Genomic DNA, 18,675 nt, shown 5'->3' with positions numbered 1-18,675 from the left:
TGCCATCTCAGTGGCCACGGAGTGAACTTATGTGTCTCGCATAACCTTACCCTGCTCAATGTATCGCCAACAACATAAAAAAGAATAATTTTCATTCGCATTAAGCTCTGTTATATATTTAGGCGGCTTCCGTTGGCCAATCAGGAACGATAAGCGATGAAATCATTGACTCCAATGCAGGCAGCTTCATGGGTAGGCAGGCACTCTGCGCAGGCATTAGGCGGTGTTGCCGCGCATTTGTACGCAGAATTCGATGGCACCATCACCGATATCCCCCGCTTTCGGCAGGCTGTGGACGCACTCTATCGCACGCACCCAATGCTGCGTCTTCATGTCACCGCAGAGGGGCTACAGCATGTAGTTGCCAGTCATCCGCCACTGGGTATCGATGATTTTTGTCATTACCCACCAGACGAAGTACAACGATTACTGGCTGGCAAGCGGCGGCGCATGGAGAACCAGCAGTTGCTGCGCGATCAAGGCTACCCTTGCGAAATCAGCCTGACGATATTGCCAGGGCAGGCCAGCCGGCTGCATATCGATCTGGATATGATCGCCGCGGATGCCCTCTCCTTTCGTATCGTGGTGGAAGATCTCGCCCGCTTCTACCAACAACCACCGCCGCAGTGCACCCCAGTAATAGAGGTCGCCTGGTTTAGCTATCTGGCGCAGCGTACCCACGATCCGCTGCTGCTTAGCGCCAGAGAACGAGACCGCGCCTGGTGGCGGCAACGTTTAGCGGATATTCCCCCTGCTCCCGCCATTCCCTATACGGACAGGCAGTGTCAAACCCGCAGAATGGCAATCCAGCTTAATCCCCAAATCAGCCATGCCTTGCAGCACTGCGCGCGTCATCACCATCTGACGTTAAGCTCGCTTTTCCTTGCATTGTTCAGCCTGACAATGATGGAAGGTTTCAGGCAGTCCGCGTTGCGTATCAACGTACCGACCTTTTTCCGCGCTCCCAATATTGCGGGCGGTGACGACATCGTCGGTGATTTTTCCGATCTGTTGTTGTTCAGCGCCGAGCTGCGCCCCGATGAAACGCTGCTGCATTATTGCCAACGCACCATGACGCAGTTGCACGAAATCCTTGGCCACGGCGGCTATTCCGGGGTGAGCGTGATGCGCGACCTTTCGCGCCTGAAGGGCCAGCTGCAATACTCCCCCATCGTCTTTACCGCCGGGTTCGGTATCTCCGGTGGCGTGCTGTTCTCCGAGCGGGTCGGCGGGCAATTGGGTGAACTGGCGTGGGTCATCTCTCAGGGGCCGCAGGTCGCGTTGGACGCGCAGGTAGCCTGGATTGGCGATGGAATTCTGATCAACTGGGATGTGCGTGAAGATGCGTTTCCCCCCGGCCAACTGCATCAGCTCTTTACACGTTTTCACACGCTCGTCGAACGCCTGGCCGCGGCTCCGCAACACATTGATGACAGCGTTTCGGGCTGGTTGACACCACCAGCGGCATTACGGCAAAAGGAGGAGCGAATGGGGAAACCATTAACGGCTCTCCAGCAGGCTTATCTGCTGGGAAGCAGCGAGCAATGGCCGCTCGGTGGCGTTGCCATGCACGATTTCAGGACCTTTAGGGGGCTCATCGATCCTGCGCACTTCCGCCGTCGGCTGGCAGAGTTGGTTAATCACTTCGCCGCATTACGCACCTGGATCGAGGAGGAAACACAACAGCAGCACATTCTGCCTGAGCTGGATCCTCAGCTGGAAGAGATCGACCTGCGCGATGCCAGTGAAGCAGAGGCGGCTAAGAAAGTGCAACAGCTGCGGCAGCATTACCAACAGATCCGCCACGATCCGTCGTCGCCCCCCTGGCGGATCATTCTGATTACCTTGCCTGGCGCAACGGAGTACCAGATTTTCACCAGCTTTGATGCGCTGATCCTCGACGGCCAAGGGATCTCGCATATCATCGCCCGGCTATTTGATGAACAGCCGCTTGCAGCACTTGAACATGACGCTGCACCGAACGAAGCAGATGAAAAAGAGCGGGAACGGGCAAAAACCTGGTGGCAAGACAAACTGGCGCAGGTGGTTACCCCTTCCCGGCTTCCCTGGCAGCAACCTTTGGGCGAGATCGTACAACCCCGCTGGCGGCGTGAACAACAAATTCTGGATGCCAGCCATCTGAAGCAACTCACCCGCCTTGGCACATCTCGGGGACTGTTTGCCAACACCACTCTGTCGGCTATCGTGCTCGACACGTTGGCGCTCTGGTCGGAGGATGAAGCGCTCACGGTAGGCATTCCCGTTGCCTTCCCAGCCAAAGAGGGGCAACCCACCAATCGTTCGACGTTTATTGCCATTCACTACGTCCGTCATCACCAGCCGTTAGTCGACAGTGCCCAACGTCTGCAGGAAGACATTCTTGGCGGATTGCAAAACCTTGCCTGGTCAGGTGTGGTTCTGGCTCGCCAACTGTCACCACGAACCGCGCGTGCCCCCGCGCTGCCGGTGATCCTGACCAACTGCCTGAGCTGGGAAACGCTACCGGCCAACGCGCCAATCCGTGCCGAAAGCGGTCTGACCCAAACGCCGCAGGTCGCGCTGGATATTCGCCTAATGTACGATGAACAGCGCAATTTACTGATGATTGCCGACTATGTTGAGCAGGCTCTCGCGCCCGAACAGGTCAGCGCCATGCTGAATGCAATCCACCAGCGCATGCTGCATATAGTCTCTCAAGGTTCGCTGGATATCCCCGTCCGCGAAACGATGAATTATCCGCATTACCAGGCTAACACTCCCGCCAGCGCCGCCGTGAGCAACGATTTTCTGGGCCGCATCGCAAAAAATCTGTTTTCCAATACTCGTGATGGGGTGGCCGTGATCTGCGGCGAACAACAATTACGCTGGCAGGCGCTGGGTGAGCTCGTCGCCAGCATGGCCAACGGACTGCTCGCACGCCAGCTGGGGCCGGGGAGCGTGGTAGCAATTTATCTTCCACGCAGCCTGGAGCATATCGCTATCTCGCTAGCCTGCTCCCTGTTAGGCATTATCCGGGTGCCGATAGATATTAATTCTCCTACAGAACGAACGGCGTATTTACTGGAAAATTGCCAACCCAAGCTGGTGATATGCGATGAAGACGCCGCAATCCCAGGCTCAGTCACGCCTGATGCGCTCAAATCCGCCAACGTCCACCCACCTCGGTTTGACGCTCAAAGCGACAGCACCCAACCCGCCTATTATCTCTATACCTCCGGTACCACGGGCAAACCGAAATGCGTCGTGCTGAATAACCGGGCAACGGCCAACGTGCTTGGGCAAACCCTCGCTCACTGGCAGATCACCGAACGAGATGTCTTTATCTCGGTGACGCCGCTGCACCACGATATGTCAGTGTTTGATGTGTTTGCCTCACTCAGCGTGGGCGCAACGCTGGTGCTGCCAGCCAGGCATGAGGAAAAAGACGCCATCAGTTGGGGCCGCCTGGTGGCACAACACCGGATCACACTGTGGTGCTCTGTGCCAGCGATCCTGGAAATGCTGCTGGACTGCGCAACGCCAGACCAACTCTCCTCCCTGCGGCTAGTAGCCCAGGGCGGCGATTACATTAAGCCCGCCACCATCCGGTTACTGCGTTCTAGGCATCCCCATTTGCGGCTGATTTCACTCGGCGGCCCGACGGAAACGACGATCTGGAGCATCTGGCACGAGATCACCGCTAGCGATACGGAGCAAATTCCCTATGGTAAGCCGCTGGCGGGTACTCAGTATTTTATCTGTCATGACAGCGGTGAACATTGCCCTTGCGGCGTCGCTGGACGCATCCACACTGCAGGGGCCAATCTGGCCTGTGGCTATCTGGAAAATGGGGCGTTGGTGCAGCACGACTTTGTTGACGTGCTGACTCCAGATGGCATTAGCGAGCGAACGTTCCGTACCGGGGACATTGGCTATTACCGGCCTGACGGCGCCATCATGTTTGCCAACCGCATTAATGGCTACGTTAAAATTCGCGGCGTACGGGTTTCACTGCCGGAAATCGAGGAGGCGTTGCGCCAGCATCCAGCCATCGAGGATATTGTGGTGCTCGATTACGCGGTGGACGATACGCCAGAAAAATCGCTGGGTGCGGTCTATCTGGTAGCTAATAAAGTCCCGCCGAACATGTCGGAGCTACGCATCTTCGCGCAGCGCTATTTGCCCTGTACTCACATCCCTGGCCGCTTCATTGTGCAAACCCGCTTTCCCCTCTCGGCAAATGGCAAAGTCGATCGCCATGCGCTGCGTAGCGAACTGGAGCAATCTCATTCGGCAACGCTCGCCTCCCCGGCGACACCCCAGCAAACGGTGCTGGCAATCTATTGTGCCGTGATGGGTCAGCCGCTGCGGCCTGAATGGTATTCGCAGACCCCGTTTCTTGCCATGGGGCTGAAACTCAGCCATATGCCAGCGCTGAGGGAGAGGATCAGCGTGGAACTCGGCGTTTCACTGCCAGCAGCGGCCTTGATTAAGTGCAAAAACGCCGAAGAGGTTTGCTCTCTGCTGCAATAAAAAGTCAATCTCCGCCAGCGAGCCAGCCCGTTGGCGGAAGATCTTACTGGTTCAGCAGTTGGTAAACCGGCTGCTGCCCCGCTTCGGGCATCATCGCCCTACTCAGGAAGCTGTGCAGATGTGTGAACATCTCCTCGACGTTCAGGGAAGCATACATTGCAGGATCGGCGTCGATATCGATATGCAGTTCGCTAGCATCCGTTCGGCCACGCCAGGTAATGTTAAAACCATCCCCTGGGCCGCTCGCCATGACTTCACGCTCTGCTTCACAGCCTGCAAACAGCGGAGGATCGAAGGGAAGTACGTTGATCAACGGTGAGAAAAAGTAACGCGTTCCTTTTCCCAATCCTTGATCGGCGGCCAAGGTCTCAATGCGATAACGCCCGTGAGCACGCAGGTCGCGCAACGTTTTCGCGGTGCGTTTGACGTAGTCCACCACCTTCTCCTGTGGTTCGACCTGAACAAACAGCGGCAGAATATTCACCGCCAACGCCGGGACGCTGGCGGCCACCATGCCACGGCGATTCATGACGGGCACCCAGATTGGCTGTACCTCAGCCTTGTTCTCCTCATAAAGCCGAAACGTCAGCCAGGCAGCAGAAAGTGCCAGTAGCAAATCCGGCCAGCCTGTACCGCAGCGCTCGGAAAAGGCGCTCAACTGCTGGCTAAAATGTTCAGGTAGTACCGCTTCGCTGTGTAGACACTCCGCACCGTAGTCCTCCCCTCCCTTCTGCAGAACCGGGAGCGAAGGCGCATCGGTAACATACCGGCGCCAATACTCGGCGTCCTGCCGCGATTTTTCGCTACTGGCATAGTGCTGCTCTTCAGCAAGAAAATCATAAAACGCGTGGAAAGGTTGGCTAGCGGTGGTTTTTTGCAGACGGGCACGATAAAGCTCAGCGAGACGATGTTCGATCAGCGCCATGCCGAAACCATCAATAATAATGTGATGTGCCCGGATATAAACGGTGTAATGCGTAGGCGAAAAGCGGATCAACCAGACGACCGCCAGCGGCTGACTCAGTAAATTGAGCTGACGCTCGATGTCGACCTGCATCATCGACTCGGCAACGTCGGTCTGTTGTAACTCAATCAGGCGTACCCGAGGACGTAGTTGGGGATTGCAGCGCTGTAGCGGTAGATCGTCATTGTCAGGCAGTTGAAACTGGATGGTAAAAACATCGGTTTCAGCAACAACCTGCTCCAACGCCGCTAACAGCCCCGGTTCATCAATCTCGCCGCGTAGCGTAATGCGGTGGGCGACGGTAGATACGGGCTGATGCGGGTGAAAGCTAAACTCCTCCCAAAAATCAAACTGTGCCGGTGTCAGCGGCAACCAACGGACTGACTGAACAGTTTCCAACATGTTCCATCCCTTTTCAGTTTTTCAGTGTTGTGAAACAGCGACGTTTTATTCACCACCCGGTGAACGCCCTGCTTCATCCCAGAGAACGATGTGTAGCTCACGACATGCTCAGCACTGAAAATAAAAAGAAGTGTTTGCTCAATCTGACAGGATGAGTAGCCCACCCATTAATGGAAATAGTAATCATTATCAATAAAAAATGAAATATCTTTGCGGTTTTTTCAGCAAAAGCCAACGGGGGGAGGAAGGTGTGAAGACGGCACAATAGAAAAGACGAAGCCCTGAGTTATTGCTAACTCAGGGCTTCTGAATGTTGGCGGAACGGACGGGGCTCGAACCCGCGACCCCCTGCGTGACAGGCAGGTATTCTAACCAACTGAACTACCGCTCCGCAACGTTCCCTCTTGCGGGGGAACGAGCCGAATATTACGGTTGCCTCGCCATTCCGTCAACGTCTTTTCTTATAAAAAGAGTCGTTTGCACAGTTTTTCAACGAACACGCGTTGATTATGCCACTTAAGCGTCATTTCTATCATGACAGGCTGTTATTCGGCTGCTGCGCCACCACGCCACAGACAGCTACCGCCCTTCTTTTGCACCAGATCCAGACGTGATTCGTGAGCCTGCAATTCTGCGTCACTGGCATAGATCACTTTCATCGCCGTAGCCGGGCGTTGGATGCGTTGTATATCCTGCGCTGAATCCGTCTGCTGGGTGTCCCCTTCCATCTGGAAAGCCATCGAGGTCTGGCCACCGGTCATCGCCAGATAGACTTCCGCCAGGATCTCGGCATCGAGCAAAGCGCCGTGCAGCGTTCGCTTGGTGTTGTCTATCTCATAGCGGTTGCACAGCGCATCGAGGTTGTTACGCTTGCCTGGGAACAGGCGGCGCGCCATCAACAGGCTGTCGGTGATGGTGCAGAAAGTATCCGTCTTCGGGATATCTCGCTGCAACATGCGGAACTCGTGATCCATAAAGCCGATATCGAACGCTGCGTTATGAATGACTAACTCGCCACCACGGATAAAGTCGATAAATTCAGCGGCGATCTGATCGAAAGTAGGCTTATCCGCCAGGAACTCATCGCTGATACCGTGTACGCCGTAGGCTTCCGGATCCACCAGCCGATCCGGCTTGACGTAAACGTGGAAATGGCGCCCGGTCAGGCGACGGTTGATCACCTCAACGGCCCCGATCTCAATGATACGGTGACCTTCGTAGTGAACCCCTAGCTTGTTCATACCGGTGGTTTCGGTATCGAGAACGATCTGTCTGGTTGGTGTAGAGATCATAATGCTGTGCTCATGGCGCTGGTTTATGTCAGACTTGGTTTTTATAAAACTGATAGGAAGAGTCTACCAGAGATGCTTAAACAGGTAGAAATTTTCACCGACGGCTCTTGCCTTGGTAATCCAGGCCCCGGCGGTTACGGCGCAATTTTGCGTTATAAACAGCACGAGAAACTGTTCAGCGCGGGTTATTACCTGACGACCAATAACCGCATGGAGCTGATGGCCGCCATTGTGGCGCTCGAAGCCTTGACCACCCCCTGCGAAGTGGTGCTGAGCACCGATAGCCAATACGTACGCCAGGGGATCACCAGTTGGATCCACAACTGGAAAAAACGCGGCTGGAAAACTGCCGACAAAAAACCGGTGAAGAACGTCGATCTTTGGCAGCGCCTGGATCTGGCGATTGCCCGCCACACCATCCGTTGGGAATGGGTCAAAGGCCATGCCGGGCACCCGGAAAACGAACGTTGCGACGTGCTGGCACGCGATGCAGCTGGCAGCCCGACGCAGGACGACGTTGGCTACAAACCCGAAGCTTAAGGCAGTTTGCGATAACTCTTGGTCGCGCCCACTGCGCGGCTGAGAGAGTGTTTTCTCGCCCCCACTTTCATCGGCGTTGGCGTCAGCGGCAAGGTTCGCTTGCGGGCTACAATCACGCTCATACAGCCAAGCGCCGGTAAATGCGTACTCAAGAAAGTCCCTCCTTTGCGCTGCCAAGGCAACACGTGGAAGCGCGTCTGATCCAACACCTCATAATTGAGCAGACTGAGCCAGTCCAGCAAACGCATCTGGGTAAACATCCGGCTGACGTAAGGCTGGCGTTTGCGCAACCGGGGGATCAGCTTCCCCAGGCCTAGCAGGCTAAAAGGGTTGAAACTGCTGATCACCAGCCAGCCATCGTCAATCATGACGCGATCGACCTCACGCAGCAAACGGTGTGGGTCATCGGCATAAGAGAGCGTATGGGCCAATAAGCAGGCATCGACGGACTTGGCCGCAAAGGGCAACTGATAAGGATCGGCCTGCACATGCAGGTTATCCCCGGCCAATCCCACGTTAACCTGATGCGAGATAGCGCACTTTTCGCTAGCCAACTCAGTGCTGAGATTACCGATCTTCAACAGATGGAAACCAAACATCTTGGGCCACCAGGGCTGCAACTGCTGCTCTAACGCCTCACGATAGTATTCGCCCCACGGCAACCCGGCCCAGGAGTAGGGGCTAGTGAGCTTTTGTAGAGTCTGGGCTGGTTTCATGGTTTAGTATCTTCTTTCAAGCCGTTGCCAACGAGAGGTGTTCCATGAATCTTATCAGCATTCCCGCTTTTCAGGACAATTACATTTGGTTATTGGCTAACCAGCAAGGGCGCTGTGTGATCGTCGATCCCGGCGAAGCTGGTCCGGTATTGGCGGCGTTGTCCCAGCGGCAACTGACCCCCGATGCCATATTATTGACCCATCACCACCACGACCACGTCGGCGGCGTTGCGGAAATCGTTGCGCAATATCCGGATCTGCCGGTGTATGGCCCTCAGGAAACCGCTAATAAGGGAGCAAATCGGTTGGTTCAGGATGGCGATATCCTGGAAATTGGCGGGCGTAGCTACACCACCATCGCGGTTCCAGGGCATACCCTGGGTCACGTGGCATTCTACAGTGCACCTTATCTTTTCTGTGGAGATACGCTTTTTTCTGCGGGCTGCGGACGGCTTTTTGAAGGGACGGCAGAGCAAATGTACCACTCATTTCAACGGCTCGCGCAACTTCCCGACGAAACCCTAATTTGTTGCGCACACGAGTACACGCTCTCAAACCTTAAGTTTGCCAGGACAATTTTACCGCAAGACCGCCAGATTGAAACATATCAGCAACAAATTGAGCAATCAAGGGCAAAAGGAGTACCCAGCCTGCCCACAACGTTGCAATTAGAGCGTAAAATTAATCTATTTTTACGCTGCCATGACACTGATTTACAAAAGGAAATAGGCTTTAATTCGCCGCCGAGTCAGCTTCATTCGGTTTTTTCCGAATTACGCCTGCGCAAGGATGCCTTCTAAGCTTTTAGTTGTGTTTTTTGGCGAAGCAAAGTATCCTTGCTCGTCTTTTAAGCAACTATATTGACACACACATGAAGGCTAAAGCGATACTTCTCGCCTCGGTCTTGTTGGTTGGTTGCCAGTCATCCTGGCAGGATGTACCGGCGCCAAAGCAACATGCACAGAGTCTGTCTTCGGCAGGTCAAGAAAGTGAAGCAGGAGAGTACACAGCGAGTTCGGCACGGTGGCTAGACAGTAACAATAGCGCCGCTCAGCAGAACCTGTGGAACTTCATTAGCGACGAGCTGAAGATGGAGGTTCCGGAAAACGACCGGATCCGTGAACAAAAAAGAAAATATTTAAAAAGTAAGAGCTATCTCCACGATGTAACACTACGGGCAGAGCCGTACATGTACTGGATAGTCGGGCAGATTAAGAAACGCAATATGCCGATGGAACTGGTACTGCTACCCATAGTGGAGAGCGCTTTTGACCCTCACGCCACGTCAAGTGCCAATGCCGCAGGGCTATGGCAGATCGTGCCGCAAACGGGTCGCAATTATGGTTTGAAAAACAATCAGTGGTATGACGGGCGCCGTGATGTTGTGGCCTCGACGACTGCTGCGCTTAACATGATGGAGCGTTTGAACCGCATGTTTGACGGTGACTGGTTATTGACCATCGCCGCGTATAACAGTGGTGAAGGCCGAGTCATGCAGGCGGTTAAGGCGAATAAACGTAAGGGTAAGTCCACCGAGTTCTGGGCATTGTCGCTTCCGCGTGAAACGTCAATCTATGTCCCGAAAATGCTGGCACTGAGCGATATCATCAAGCACAGCAAAAAGTACGGCGTCAAGTTGCCAAAAACTGACGAAACCCGTGCACTGGCGCGTATTGATGTCGGTCAGCAGATCCAGCTGACTCAGGCGGCAGAGATGTCTGGGCTTTCTCTCACCAAGATGAAGGCTTATAACCCTGGCTACAAGAAAGGCGTTACGGCACCTAATGGGCCCCATTACATCATGGTTCCCAAAAAGAATGCCGCACAGTTGAAAGACTCGTTGGCCGACGGACAGATAGCTGCAACATTACCAACCACCCAGTTGGCGAAGAACAGCGGCCTGTCAGGCGGAAGTGCGTATAAGGTTCGCTCCGGCGATACGTTATCCACCATCGCCAAACGGTTGAACGTTAAGACCAGCGATTTGCAGAGTTGGAACAATTTGCGTGGCAAGAGCACGCTGAAAGTTGGGCAAACCCTGCAAGTGGCCAGCAATGCCAGAGATAACAGCAGCATCACCTACCAAGTGCGTAAAGGTGATTCGCTATCCAGCATTGCACGTCGTCACGGCGTCGAAATTAACGACGTGATGCGTTGGAACTCAACGATCGGCAAAGCCAGCAGTTTGCAACCTGGTGTGAAGCTGACGCTGTTTGTCAGCAACAAATCGTCGCCGGAAACCTAAGTTTTCGCCACAAAAAAAGCATCCCTCGGGATGCTTTTTTATTGGCCAAATTTCGCTACCAGACCGGTTTATCGGTTTGCGAATGGAACTCCACCAGCAGCGGATTGTGGTCTGAGGCCTGAGTCACCAGCACCGAGGCCTCTGTAACGCCCAGGTTGCGGTAAAAGATAAAATCCAACGGGCGGCCAAAGGCTTTACGGCGATGATCGTCGGCGAAGTTGACCTCGTGCAACGCCATATCGCTGGCAAATTGATACAGCGCGTTGATACGCTTGCGGCTCCAGGCGTTAAAATCCCCCGCCATGATCACCGGACCCCGATGGAGGGCTATCTGCTCACCAATCGGGCCAAGCTGTTTGCTGTAAACATCCACTCCCAGGCTAAAGTTCACCGCGTGGATATTCACGACCATCAACAGCTGACCATCTAATAAAGGGTAGACGGTGATCAACGCCGACTTGGCCAAACGCAGCAGCGGCTCCCGTTCGCGCAGCGGGCAACAATACACCGGATGTGCCGCCGCCAGCGTCATCACACCAGAAGGGTGTTGCGGCAACACAAAGGCGGGCACCTGATCGGCAGCCAGATAGTTAGAAGTGGCAAAGCTGACCAATTCCGGCGTGGTCTGCGCCTCCTGCAATAGCACCAGCTGCGCATCTTTACCGAAGTCTTTCAATACCGAAAGCCAATCGGCACGCTGCTGTTTGAAAATATTCCATACCATCACCCGCAGCGCGCCAGACGTAGGTAAGGCGGCCCCGGGCGGTAGCGGCTGATTGATGGCACCAGGGAAAATCCGTTCAACTGGCTGGCCCGCAACATACCTCATTGCATAAGTTCGTTTCGGCACGTTATTCGCCTATTTCCCGTTCGGATGAAGATCACGTTGATAGCAACATGGCTACCAAGACTAAATTGAGTATACGCCTGAGCGGCTCTGCCAACATGGCTTTTAGAGATCCAGTTATAGGGGCAAGGCGGGCCGATTTCAATCAATGCCGTGTATGTGTCTGTAAAGGTTCGCGCTGAATGCGAAAAGGCCCACCAATGCGGGCCAAGAAGAGTGCAAGATGGGATCAGGCGAACTGCCGTGGGTATTGTTTATCCAAGCGGCCACTGAGACCAATCAGTAACAATGCCCCCACCACAATCAGCGCCCCGATCCAAGGCGTTTGCGCCAACCCTAGTGAGGCCACGGTCTGTCCGCCAATCACGGAGCCCAGTGCGATCCCCACGTTAAAAGCCGCGATATTCAGGCCAGAAGCAACGTCCACCGCGTTCGGTGTGTACTGCTCGGCCTTCTGCACCACATAAACCTGCAAGCCCGGGACATTGCCAAAGGCAAATATCCCCATCACCACCACCGTCAGCAACGCGGCGATGCTGTGGCTTGCTGTAAACTGAAACACCAACAGCAAGGCGGCTAATGCGGCAAAGATAAAGCTCAATGCCCGTACCGCGCCATGACGGTCGGCCAGCTTGCCGCCCCAAATGTTACCGATGGCTACCGCTATGCCATAGGCCAGCAAAATCCAACTGACGGCCGGAGCCGAAAAGCCAGCCAGCTCCTGCATCATCGGCGCCAGGAAGGTGAAGGTCGTAAATACCCCGCCGTAGCCCAGTGCGGTAACAGCGTAAATCAGCAGCAGGCGCGGGTGAGTTAGCACTTGCAGCTGATCGCGGATGCTGGCTCTGGCCTGGTTCTTGATGTTATTCGGGATCAGGATCAGGCTGGCAATAATCGCCACCATGCCAATCAACGACACCGCCAGGAAGGTCTCACGCCAGCCGAAGTGCTGGCCGATAAAGGTGCCTAACGGCACGCCGGTCACCAGCGCAACGGTCAAGCCACCAAACATGATGGCGATGGCCGTTGCCGCCTTCTCTTTGGCTACCAGGCTAGTGGCAATCGTCGAACCCACCGAGAAAAACACCCCGTGCGCCAGGCCAGTCAGTAAACGAGCAACCACCAGTGACTCATAGCTCGGTGACTGCCAGGCCAGCAGGTTGCCAAGGGTGAACAGCACCATCAGGCCCACCAGCAGCATCTTGCGCGGCACTCGGCCGGTTAAAGCGGTCAGTACCGGCGCGCCGATCGCCACCCCAATGGCGTAAAGGGTCACCAGCAGCCCTGCGGAGGGCACAGTGACGTTCAACTGCTCGGCGATGGTCGGGATCAATCCGACAATCACAAACTCCGTGGTGCCGATGGCATAGGCACTGATGGTCAAGGCAAGTAAAGCGAGAGGCATTGCTAACTCCAAAATAGCGTTCGGGTTGATAGCGGTGATTATCTGCCTGTGCTTAAATGATAAAAATGCTCAAAATTTCAAATAAATTTTGCTGACGGAGCAACAATGAAGGCAAATTCGGATGAACTGATCACCTTTGTCACCGTGGTGGAATGCGGTAGCTTCAGCCGCGCGGCGGAGCACTTGGAACAGGCGAACTCGGTGGTCAGCCGTACGGTTAAAAAGCTGGAAAGTAAGCTGGGGGTCACGCTGCTCAATCGCACCACCCGCCAGATCAGCCTGACGCAGGAGGGAGAAAACTATTTCCGCCAGGTGCAGAAAGTCCTGAGCGATATGGCCGCGGCGGAAAATGCGCTGATGGAGAGCCGCCAGCGGCCCCAGGGCCTGTTGCGCGTGGATGCCGCAACGCCGGTCGTGTTGCACGTGCTGACCCCATTGGTTGGCGAGTTTCGTGCCCGCTACCCGGAAATGTCGCTCTCTCTGGTCTCTTCAGAAACCTTTATCAACCTGATTGAGCGCAAGGTCGACATTGCCATCCGCGTAGGGGAACTCACAGACTCAAGTTTGAAGGCGCGCAAACTGATGACCAGCTATCGAAAAATTGTGACGTCACCGGCCTATCTGCAACAGTTCGGTACCCCGCAAAGCGTGGAGGAGCTGGCGCAACACTGCTGCATCGGCTTCAACGATCTGCCCAACCTGAACCGCTGGCCATTAGCCTGCGCCGATGGCCGGCAGTTGGAGATTACACCGGGGCTGACTACCAACAGCGGAGAAACACAGCGCCACCTTTGTCTGCATGGCAACGGCATCGCCTGCCTGTCTAACTTTATGATCGATGAGGATATTCAGCGTGGGGACTTAGTGCAGATCCTGGTCGAGGAGACGCTGCCGGTTGCCGTACCGGTGAATGCGGTTTATTACAGCGACAGTGCCGTAAGCAACCGCCTACGCAGCTTTATCGACTTTCTTAGCGAAAGCCTGGCACCCCGTTAACCTGGTCGATGCTGTAACCAGAATGCGGTGGGCGTCAGGCCACCCAGCTTCTTCTGTGGCCAGTGTTGGTTATAGCTGGCACAGAGCGCCTGCAACACGTTGTCTAGTGATGAGTTCTCCGCCGCCGGTAGCAACTGCGCCAGTTGGCTTTCAAGCCGCAGCACAATCTCCATTTGCGGTAGCGCGGGTTGTTGCAGCGTAATCCCCTGCTCCCGACACCATAGCTGTAGGGGATGGGTCTGAGACTCGCTATTGCCGAACAGCTTTTTATTTTCAGTCTCAATAGATTGTATATCGCCTGGGCAGTGCGGTAACAGTTCCTTCAGCCAGTTGACCACCAGCATCGGCGAAGCGCCCGCAAAGGCTCGTGCACTCAGCCAGCCGCTGACCTTCTCTTCGGCCCACAAGAGGTGCTGTTCGCCGCCATCCTCGGCCGATAGGCTAATTCGTTGATAAAAAAGGGCGAGAGTTACCGGCAGTTCACCAGCCTTCACCGCCTTTTTACCGCGTAGCACCCTGCTCTGTTCCTCACCGCGCTGGCCCACGCCGCGTAGATAGCGATCCAAACCCGCACGGGAGATCGGCTGTTGCATCCCCTGATTCACCACCACCAGCAGCTCATCCAACGGCAACTGTAATTTTTGTCTCAGCCAGTTGATAAGCAAACTCTGCTCGTCCGTCAGCAGTTTGCGGGTAGTTTTTGGCACCGTATGGCGATCGGCGACATCCTGGCGCTGCCGCCAACGGCGTACTGTCGCCACGGAGATGCCCAGCTCCTGCGCCAAAACGCGGTCACTTTTATCCGATTGCTGGATATAACGCCGCACTCGTGGGGTGGTGGTCGCATTGGCATGCAGCTTGATTTCCATCGTGGACTCCACACTAAAATTGATGTCCTATCATAACTAATCTTGTGAGATATTTTATAAATTCACCTCACACTGTGAACTGATTCACCTTTCTTTAAAATCCATTCACTGATAATCCCAGCCAATAAGTCGCCACCCTTACCTGTTTTTCTCCAATAAGCATACCTACGGGGTTTAGCATGAACAACGTTCTGGGATTTCTTGAAGCCAAGCTGATGCCTCTGGCGGCCAAGGCCGCACAGCAGCGGCATTTGTGTGCCATCCGCGGTGCCTATGTTTCCTTTATGCCGTTCATTATCGTCGGCTCTATCCTGCTGGTGATTTCGTCGTTCCCCAATCAGGGTTACCAGCAGTTTATGGCAGGCCTGTTTGGCGCCAGCTGGAGCAATATCATCGAGATCCCGTTCAACGCGGTGTTCTCCACCATGTCGCTGTTTGTCAGCTTCCTTACCGCTTACCGCCTGGCGGAACATTATGACGAGGACCGCGTCTCCAGCGGTATTCTGTCGCTGGTGTGTTTCCTGATCCTCACGCCGTTTATCAAGGTAGAAGCCTTGGGTAATATCAATGTGATCCCGACCGAGTGGATCGGCAGCAAGGGGCTGTTTGTGGCGATGATCGGCTCACTGCTGTGGACCGAACTGTTCTGCTACCTCAAGCGCCGCAAACTGATTATCAAAATGCCCGAAGGCGTGCCACCTGCGGTACAGGAATCCTTCGCCGCTCTGCTGCCTGCTCTGTTCGTGATTATCCTGGTGCTGGCGATCCGTATTCTGTTCGAACACACCAGCTACCAAACCATTCATCAGTTTATTTATAACGTGGTCGCTACGCCGGTACGTCACTTTGGCACTTCCTATATCGGCGCGCTGCTGACGGTATTGAGTATCACCATCCTATGGTCAGTGGGGATCAACTCCGGTTCGATGGTCAACGGCATCATTCGTCCGCTGTGGATGGAAAACCAGACCGACAACATCGCCGCTATCCAGGCCGGGGTTACGCCACCGCACATCGTTACCGAACAGTTTTTCGATATGATCTGGATGGGGGGTGCTGGTGCCACTCTGTCGTTGGTGATCGCCATTCTGTTCTTTGCCCGTAGCAATAGCATCCGCGAAGTAGGTCGCATGGGGGCGGCGGCCTCAATCTTCAATATTAATGAACCGATCCTGTTTGGCCTGCCGGTGATCATGAACCCCATCATGTTGATCCCTTTCAACCTGGTGCCGGTGGTGTTGGTTACCGTGCAATACGTGGCGATGAAGGTGGGGGCCGTCGCCGTCACTACCGGGGTATTTATCCCCTGGACGCTGCCACCGGTGATCAGTGGCTTTATCGTGACCGGCCATTTGAGTGGCAGCCTGATGCAGATCGTTAACCTGCTGATCGGCGCCATGCTTTATCTGCCTTTCCTGCGCATTCTGGACAAACAGTATCGCGCAGCCGAAACATCAGGAGTTTGATATGTGGGGAATGATTGCAACCTGGCGTATGGCCCTGGAAGGCGTCACCCAGGCCAGTGAAGCGCTGAAAGCCGGGGCAAGCGCCGCACAAAGCGTGGTTAGCGCTGTGGCGGAAGTGGAGGATTTTCCGTTTTATAAATCTGTCGGTTTCGGCGGCCTGCCTACCGAAAATGGTGAGGTAGAACTGGATGCGGCCTTTATGGATGGCGATACGCTGGCCTTTGGTGCCGTTGGTAACCTGGTGGATATCGCCAACCCGGTGAAGGTTGCCCAAGCGCTGAGCCGCGAACGCTTCAACAGCGTCCTGGTGGGGGCTGGCGCACGTGAGTGGGCCCTTAGCCAGGGTTTTGCCGACAAGACCATGCTCACCGAACGTGCAACCCAGCACTATCGTAAACGCTGCCGCGAAACCATCGATAAGGGCCTTAGCCCCTACGATGGTCACGATACCGTCGGCATTATCGGCCTCGATCTACATGGTTCAATGAGCGTGGCCACGTCTACCAGCGGGTTGTTTATGAAACGCCGTGGCCGACTGGGTGATTCACCGGTGATTGGCTCCGGTTTCTACTGTGACAGCCAGATCGGAGCCGCAACTGCCACCGGAGTGGGTGAAGACCTGATGAAGGGCTGCACCAGCTATGAGATCGTGCGCCGTATGCAGCAAGGTATGACGCCACAACAGGCGGCCGATTCGGTCGTCTTCGAGCTGGAAGACCGGCTGATAGCCCGCTTTGGCCGGGTGGGCGATCTCTCCGTAGTCTGCATGAATCGGCAGGGAGAGTTCGGCATCTCAACCAATATCAAAACCTTCTCGTTTGTGGTCGCCAGCGCCATCCAGCCACCGACGGTGTATCTGGCAGAACGCCGGGCCGAGCATACCCACTACACTCCAGCCAGCGAGCAATGGCTAACCGACTATGCCGAGCGCATTCGCGCGCCGATTGAGGAGATCCATTTTGATTAATTATCGGTTACTGAGTGAAATCCCCGCATGGGAAGTTAACAACCATGTGATTAGCTATCCCGGCAGCCCATTGCAATTACCCTGCAATGCAGCCCTGTTACAGGAACTGCAGGCCACAGCCCAACAGCAAACCGCCGACTGCGCCTATGGCTGTGCTCCGGTAGGCCGCGTCACGCTGTTGCCAAAAACGTTCTGGCTCGATGGGCAAACCAGCAAGCTGGTCACCGCACTGCGTCCTCTACTACGCAGTGGCTCTAGTACGCAGTTGATCGTCGACTGCACGGTGTTTGATCACCGCAGCCTGCTGGCACTGAACCCTCTGCTGCACTTCCTGTTCAACCTGGATTACCAACTGAGCGATCTCGGTCTGAAAAAGGCAGCAACGGCGCCTGTACCGCGTATCCAGGAGTTGGTGTTCTATTGCCAGCCGGAGCAACGAGCCACTCTCGAGCAGCGACTGTCTCAAGCGGCTGCCACCGCCATGGGGATGAAGGCAGCACGACGCATTGCCGACATGCCAAGCGATCGTTGCACCCCGGCATTTTTCGCCAGCGAGATCGCCCGCCAGATTGCCTCCTATCCCAGCCTGAGTTGCGAAGTGTTGGATGAACAGCAGATCGCTGAGCAAGGTCTTGGTCTGCTACAGGCGGTAGGTAAAGGTGCCGATAATCCTCCACGTTTGGTGGTGATACGTTACCAGGGTAGCGATACCGGCCCCTTCAGCGCCTACGTGGGCAAAGGTATCACCTTCGATACCGGCGGCCTGTGGCTAAAGGGCGGCGATGGCATGTACACCATGAAATATGACATGTGTGGCGCAGCTAACGTCTTTGGCCTGATGCTGGCCGTGGCAGAACTCAAGCTGCCGGTCCGTCTGGTAGGCGTACTGGCGCTGGCCGAAAATATGATTGGCCCGGCAGCGATGCGCCCAGGCGATGTCGCAACCAGCTACAGCGGCTTAACCGTGGAAATCAATAACACCGATGCCGAGGGGCGGCTGGTACTGGCCGATGGTATCGCCTACGCCAGCAGGTTGACCAATAATCAGCAGCCGCCTGAATACGTGATCGATCTGGCTACGCTCACCGGCGCGGTGGTCAAAGCCTTGGGTTACGATCTTAGCGGGCTGATGACCGAGGATGAGAAACTGCGTCACGATCTTACTCAGGCAGGCTTGCACAGTGGCGATCCTTTATGGTCGTTGCCGTTAGATGAGCGCTTCAGCAAACAGGTCGAGAGCGGTATTGCCGATCTGTGTAACACGCCTACCAACAATGCGGCGATCAGTACCTCTGCCGCCTACTTCCTAAGTCGCTTCAGCCGGGCGGAGATCCCCTGGGCACACCTTGATATCAGCGGCACCGCGCTGTGGCGCGAAAATGGCCGTAGCGTGGCCTCTGGCCGACCGATCCCACTTTTAATCCAGCACCTGCTGGAACGCCTGGAGAAATAAC

At 55.2% G+C, this 18,675-nt stretch carries 13 protein-coding genes, 1 tRNA gene and 1 pseudogene; 8 read left to right on the top strand and 7 right to left on the bottom strand.

All coding sequences use genetic code 11. The features are described 5' to 3' along the window. Positions 1–156 precede the first annotated feature (156 nt). The gene (locus tag WN53_RS13380) at positions 157–4,512 is read left to right on the top strand and encodes an amino acid adenylation domain-containing protein (protein ID WP_024483612.1); all 4,356 of its coding nucleotides are present in this window, start codon (positions 157–159) and stop codon (positions 4,510–4,512) included. A 43-nt stretch (positions 4,513–4,555) separates the two neighbouring features. On the opposite strand, the gene WN53_RS13375 is transcribed toward WN53_RS13380, so the two are convergent. From WN53_RS13375 to dnaQ, 3 genes are all read right to left on the bottom strand, one after another. Further along, positions 4,556–5,878 (bottom strand): condensation domain-containing protein, encoded by a 1,323-nt coding sequence (locus WN53_RS13375; RefSeq protein WP_024483611.1) that lies wholly within the window; start codon positions 5,876–5,878, stop codon positions 4,556–4,558. A 314-nt stretch (positions 5,879–6,192) separates the two neighbouring features. Continuing rightward, positions 6,193–6,269, bottom strand: a tRNA-Asp gene (locus tag WN53_RS13370). A 154-nt stretch (positions 6,270–6,423) separates the two neighbouring features. Further along, positions 6,424–7,170, bottom strand: a complete 747-nt coding sequence (dnaQ, locus tag WN53_RS13365; protein WP_024483610.1) for a DNA polymerase III subunit epsilon — start codon at positions 7,168–7,170, stop codon at positions 6,424–6,426. On the opposite strand from dnaQ, the pseudogene rnhA reads away from it, so the two are divergent. Further along, a pseudogene (rnhA, locus tag WN53_RS13360) lies at positions 7,124–7,710 on the top strand (ribonuclease HI). The gene dnaQ and the pseudogene rnhA overlap by 47 nt on opposite strands. On the opposite strand, the gene WN53_RS13355 reads toward rnhA, so the two are convergent. Further along, positions 7,707–8,426: a class I SAM-dependent methyltransferase gene (locus WN53_RS13355; protein ID WP_024483609.1), complete on the bottom strand. Its 720-nt coding sequence runs from the start codon at positions 8,424–8,426 to the stop codon at positions 7,707–7,709. The pseudogene rnhA and the gene WN53_RS13355 overlap by 4 nt on opposite strands. Positions 8,427–8,470: 44 nt before the next feature. Between WN53_RS13355 and gloB the strand changes: the two genes are divergently transcribed. Continuing rightward, positions 8,471–9,226: a hydroxyacylglutathione hydrolase gene (gene gloB / locus WN53_RS13350; protein ID WP_024483608.1), complete on the top strand. Its 756-nt coding sequence runs from the start codon at positions 8,471–8,473 to the stop codon at positions 9,224–9,226. Between the two features lie 71 nt (positions 9,227–9,297). After that, on the top strand, positions 9,298–10,671 hold the full coding sequence (gene mltD, locus WN53_RS13345; RefSeq protein WP_037411525.1) for a murein transglycosylase D: 1,374 nt from the start codon (positions 9,298–9,300) through the stop codon (positions 10,669–10,671). 55 nt (positions 10,672–10,726) lie between these two features. On the opposite strand, the gene WN53_RS13340 is transcribed toward mltD, so the two are convergent. Together WN53_RS13340 and WN53_RS13335 are read right to left on the bottom strand one after the other, a co-directional pair. After that, complete coding sequence (locus WN53_RS13340; RefSeq protein WP_037411523.1) at positions 10,727–11,500, bottom strand: endonuclease/exonuclease/phosphatase family protein; 774 nt, start codon at positions 11,498–11,500, stop codon at positions 10,727–10,729. Between the two features lie 247 nt (positions 11,501–11,747). Next, positions 11,748–12,923: an MFS transporter gene (locus WN53_RS13335; protein WP_024483605.1), complete on the bottom strand. Its 1,176-nt coding sequence runs from the start codon at positions 12,921–12,923 to the stop codon at positions 11,748–11,750. 105 nt (positions 12,924–13,028) lie between these two features. On the opposite strand from WN53_RS13335, the gene yafC reads away from it, so the two are divergent. Continuing rightward, positions 13,029–13,919, top strand: a complete 891-nt coding sequence (gene yafC, locus WN53_RS13330) for a DNA-binding transcriptional regulator YafC (RefSeq protein ID WP_024483604.1) — start codon at positions 13,029–13,031, stop codon at positions 13,917–13,919. Here yafC and WN53_RS13325 read toward each other — a convergent pair. Next, a complete protein-coding gene (locus tag WN53_RS13325; protein ID WP_024483603.1) occupies positions 13,916–14,788 on the bottom strand; it encodes a hypothetical protein in 873 nt (290 codons plus the stop codon). The genes yafC and WN53_RS13325 overlap by 4 nt on opposite strands. A 179-nt stretch (positions 14,789–14,967) precedes the next feature. Between WN53_RS13325 and WN53_RS13320 the strand changes: the two genes are divergently transcribed. The 3 genes from WN53_RS13320 to WN53_RS13310 are packed head-to-tail and all read left to right on the top strand — an operon-like array spanning position 14,968 to position 18,674. Next, positions 14,968–16,254 (top strand): PTS sugar transporter subunit IIC, encoded by a 1,287-nt coding sequence (locus tag WN53_RS13320; RefSeq protein WP_024483602.1) that lies wholly within the window; start codon positions 14,968–14,970, stop codon positions 16,252–16,254. Between the two features lies 1 nt (position 16,255). Further along, entirely contained in the window at positions 16,256–17,221 is a 966-nt protein-coding gene (locus WN53_RS13315) for a glycosylasparaginase (protein WP_024483601.1), read from the top strand. Further along, positions 17,214–18,674, top strand: a complete 1,461-nt coding sequence (locus WN53_RS13310; protein WP_024483600.1) for a M17 family metallopeptidase — start codon at positions 17,214–17,216, stop codon at positions 18,672–18,674. Before WN53_RS13315 ends, WN53_RS13310 begins: the two co-directional genes overlap by 8 nt. The last annotated feature ends 1 nt before the right edge of the window (position 18,675 follow it).

Source organism: Serratia fonticola, assembly GCF_001006005.1.
GTDB classification, from domain to species: Bacteria; Pseudomonadota; Gammaproteobacteria; order Enterobacterales; family Enterobacteriaceae; genus Chania; species Chania fonticola.
The sequence above is the reverse complement of the archived record's forward strand: the minus strand, read 5'-3'. Positions and strand labels throughout refer to the sequence as shown.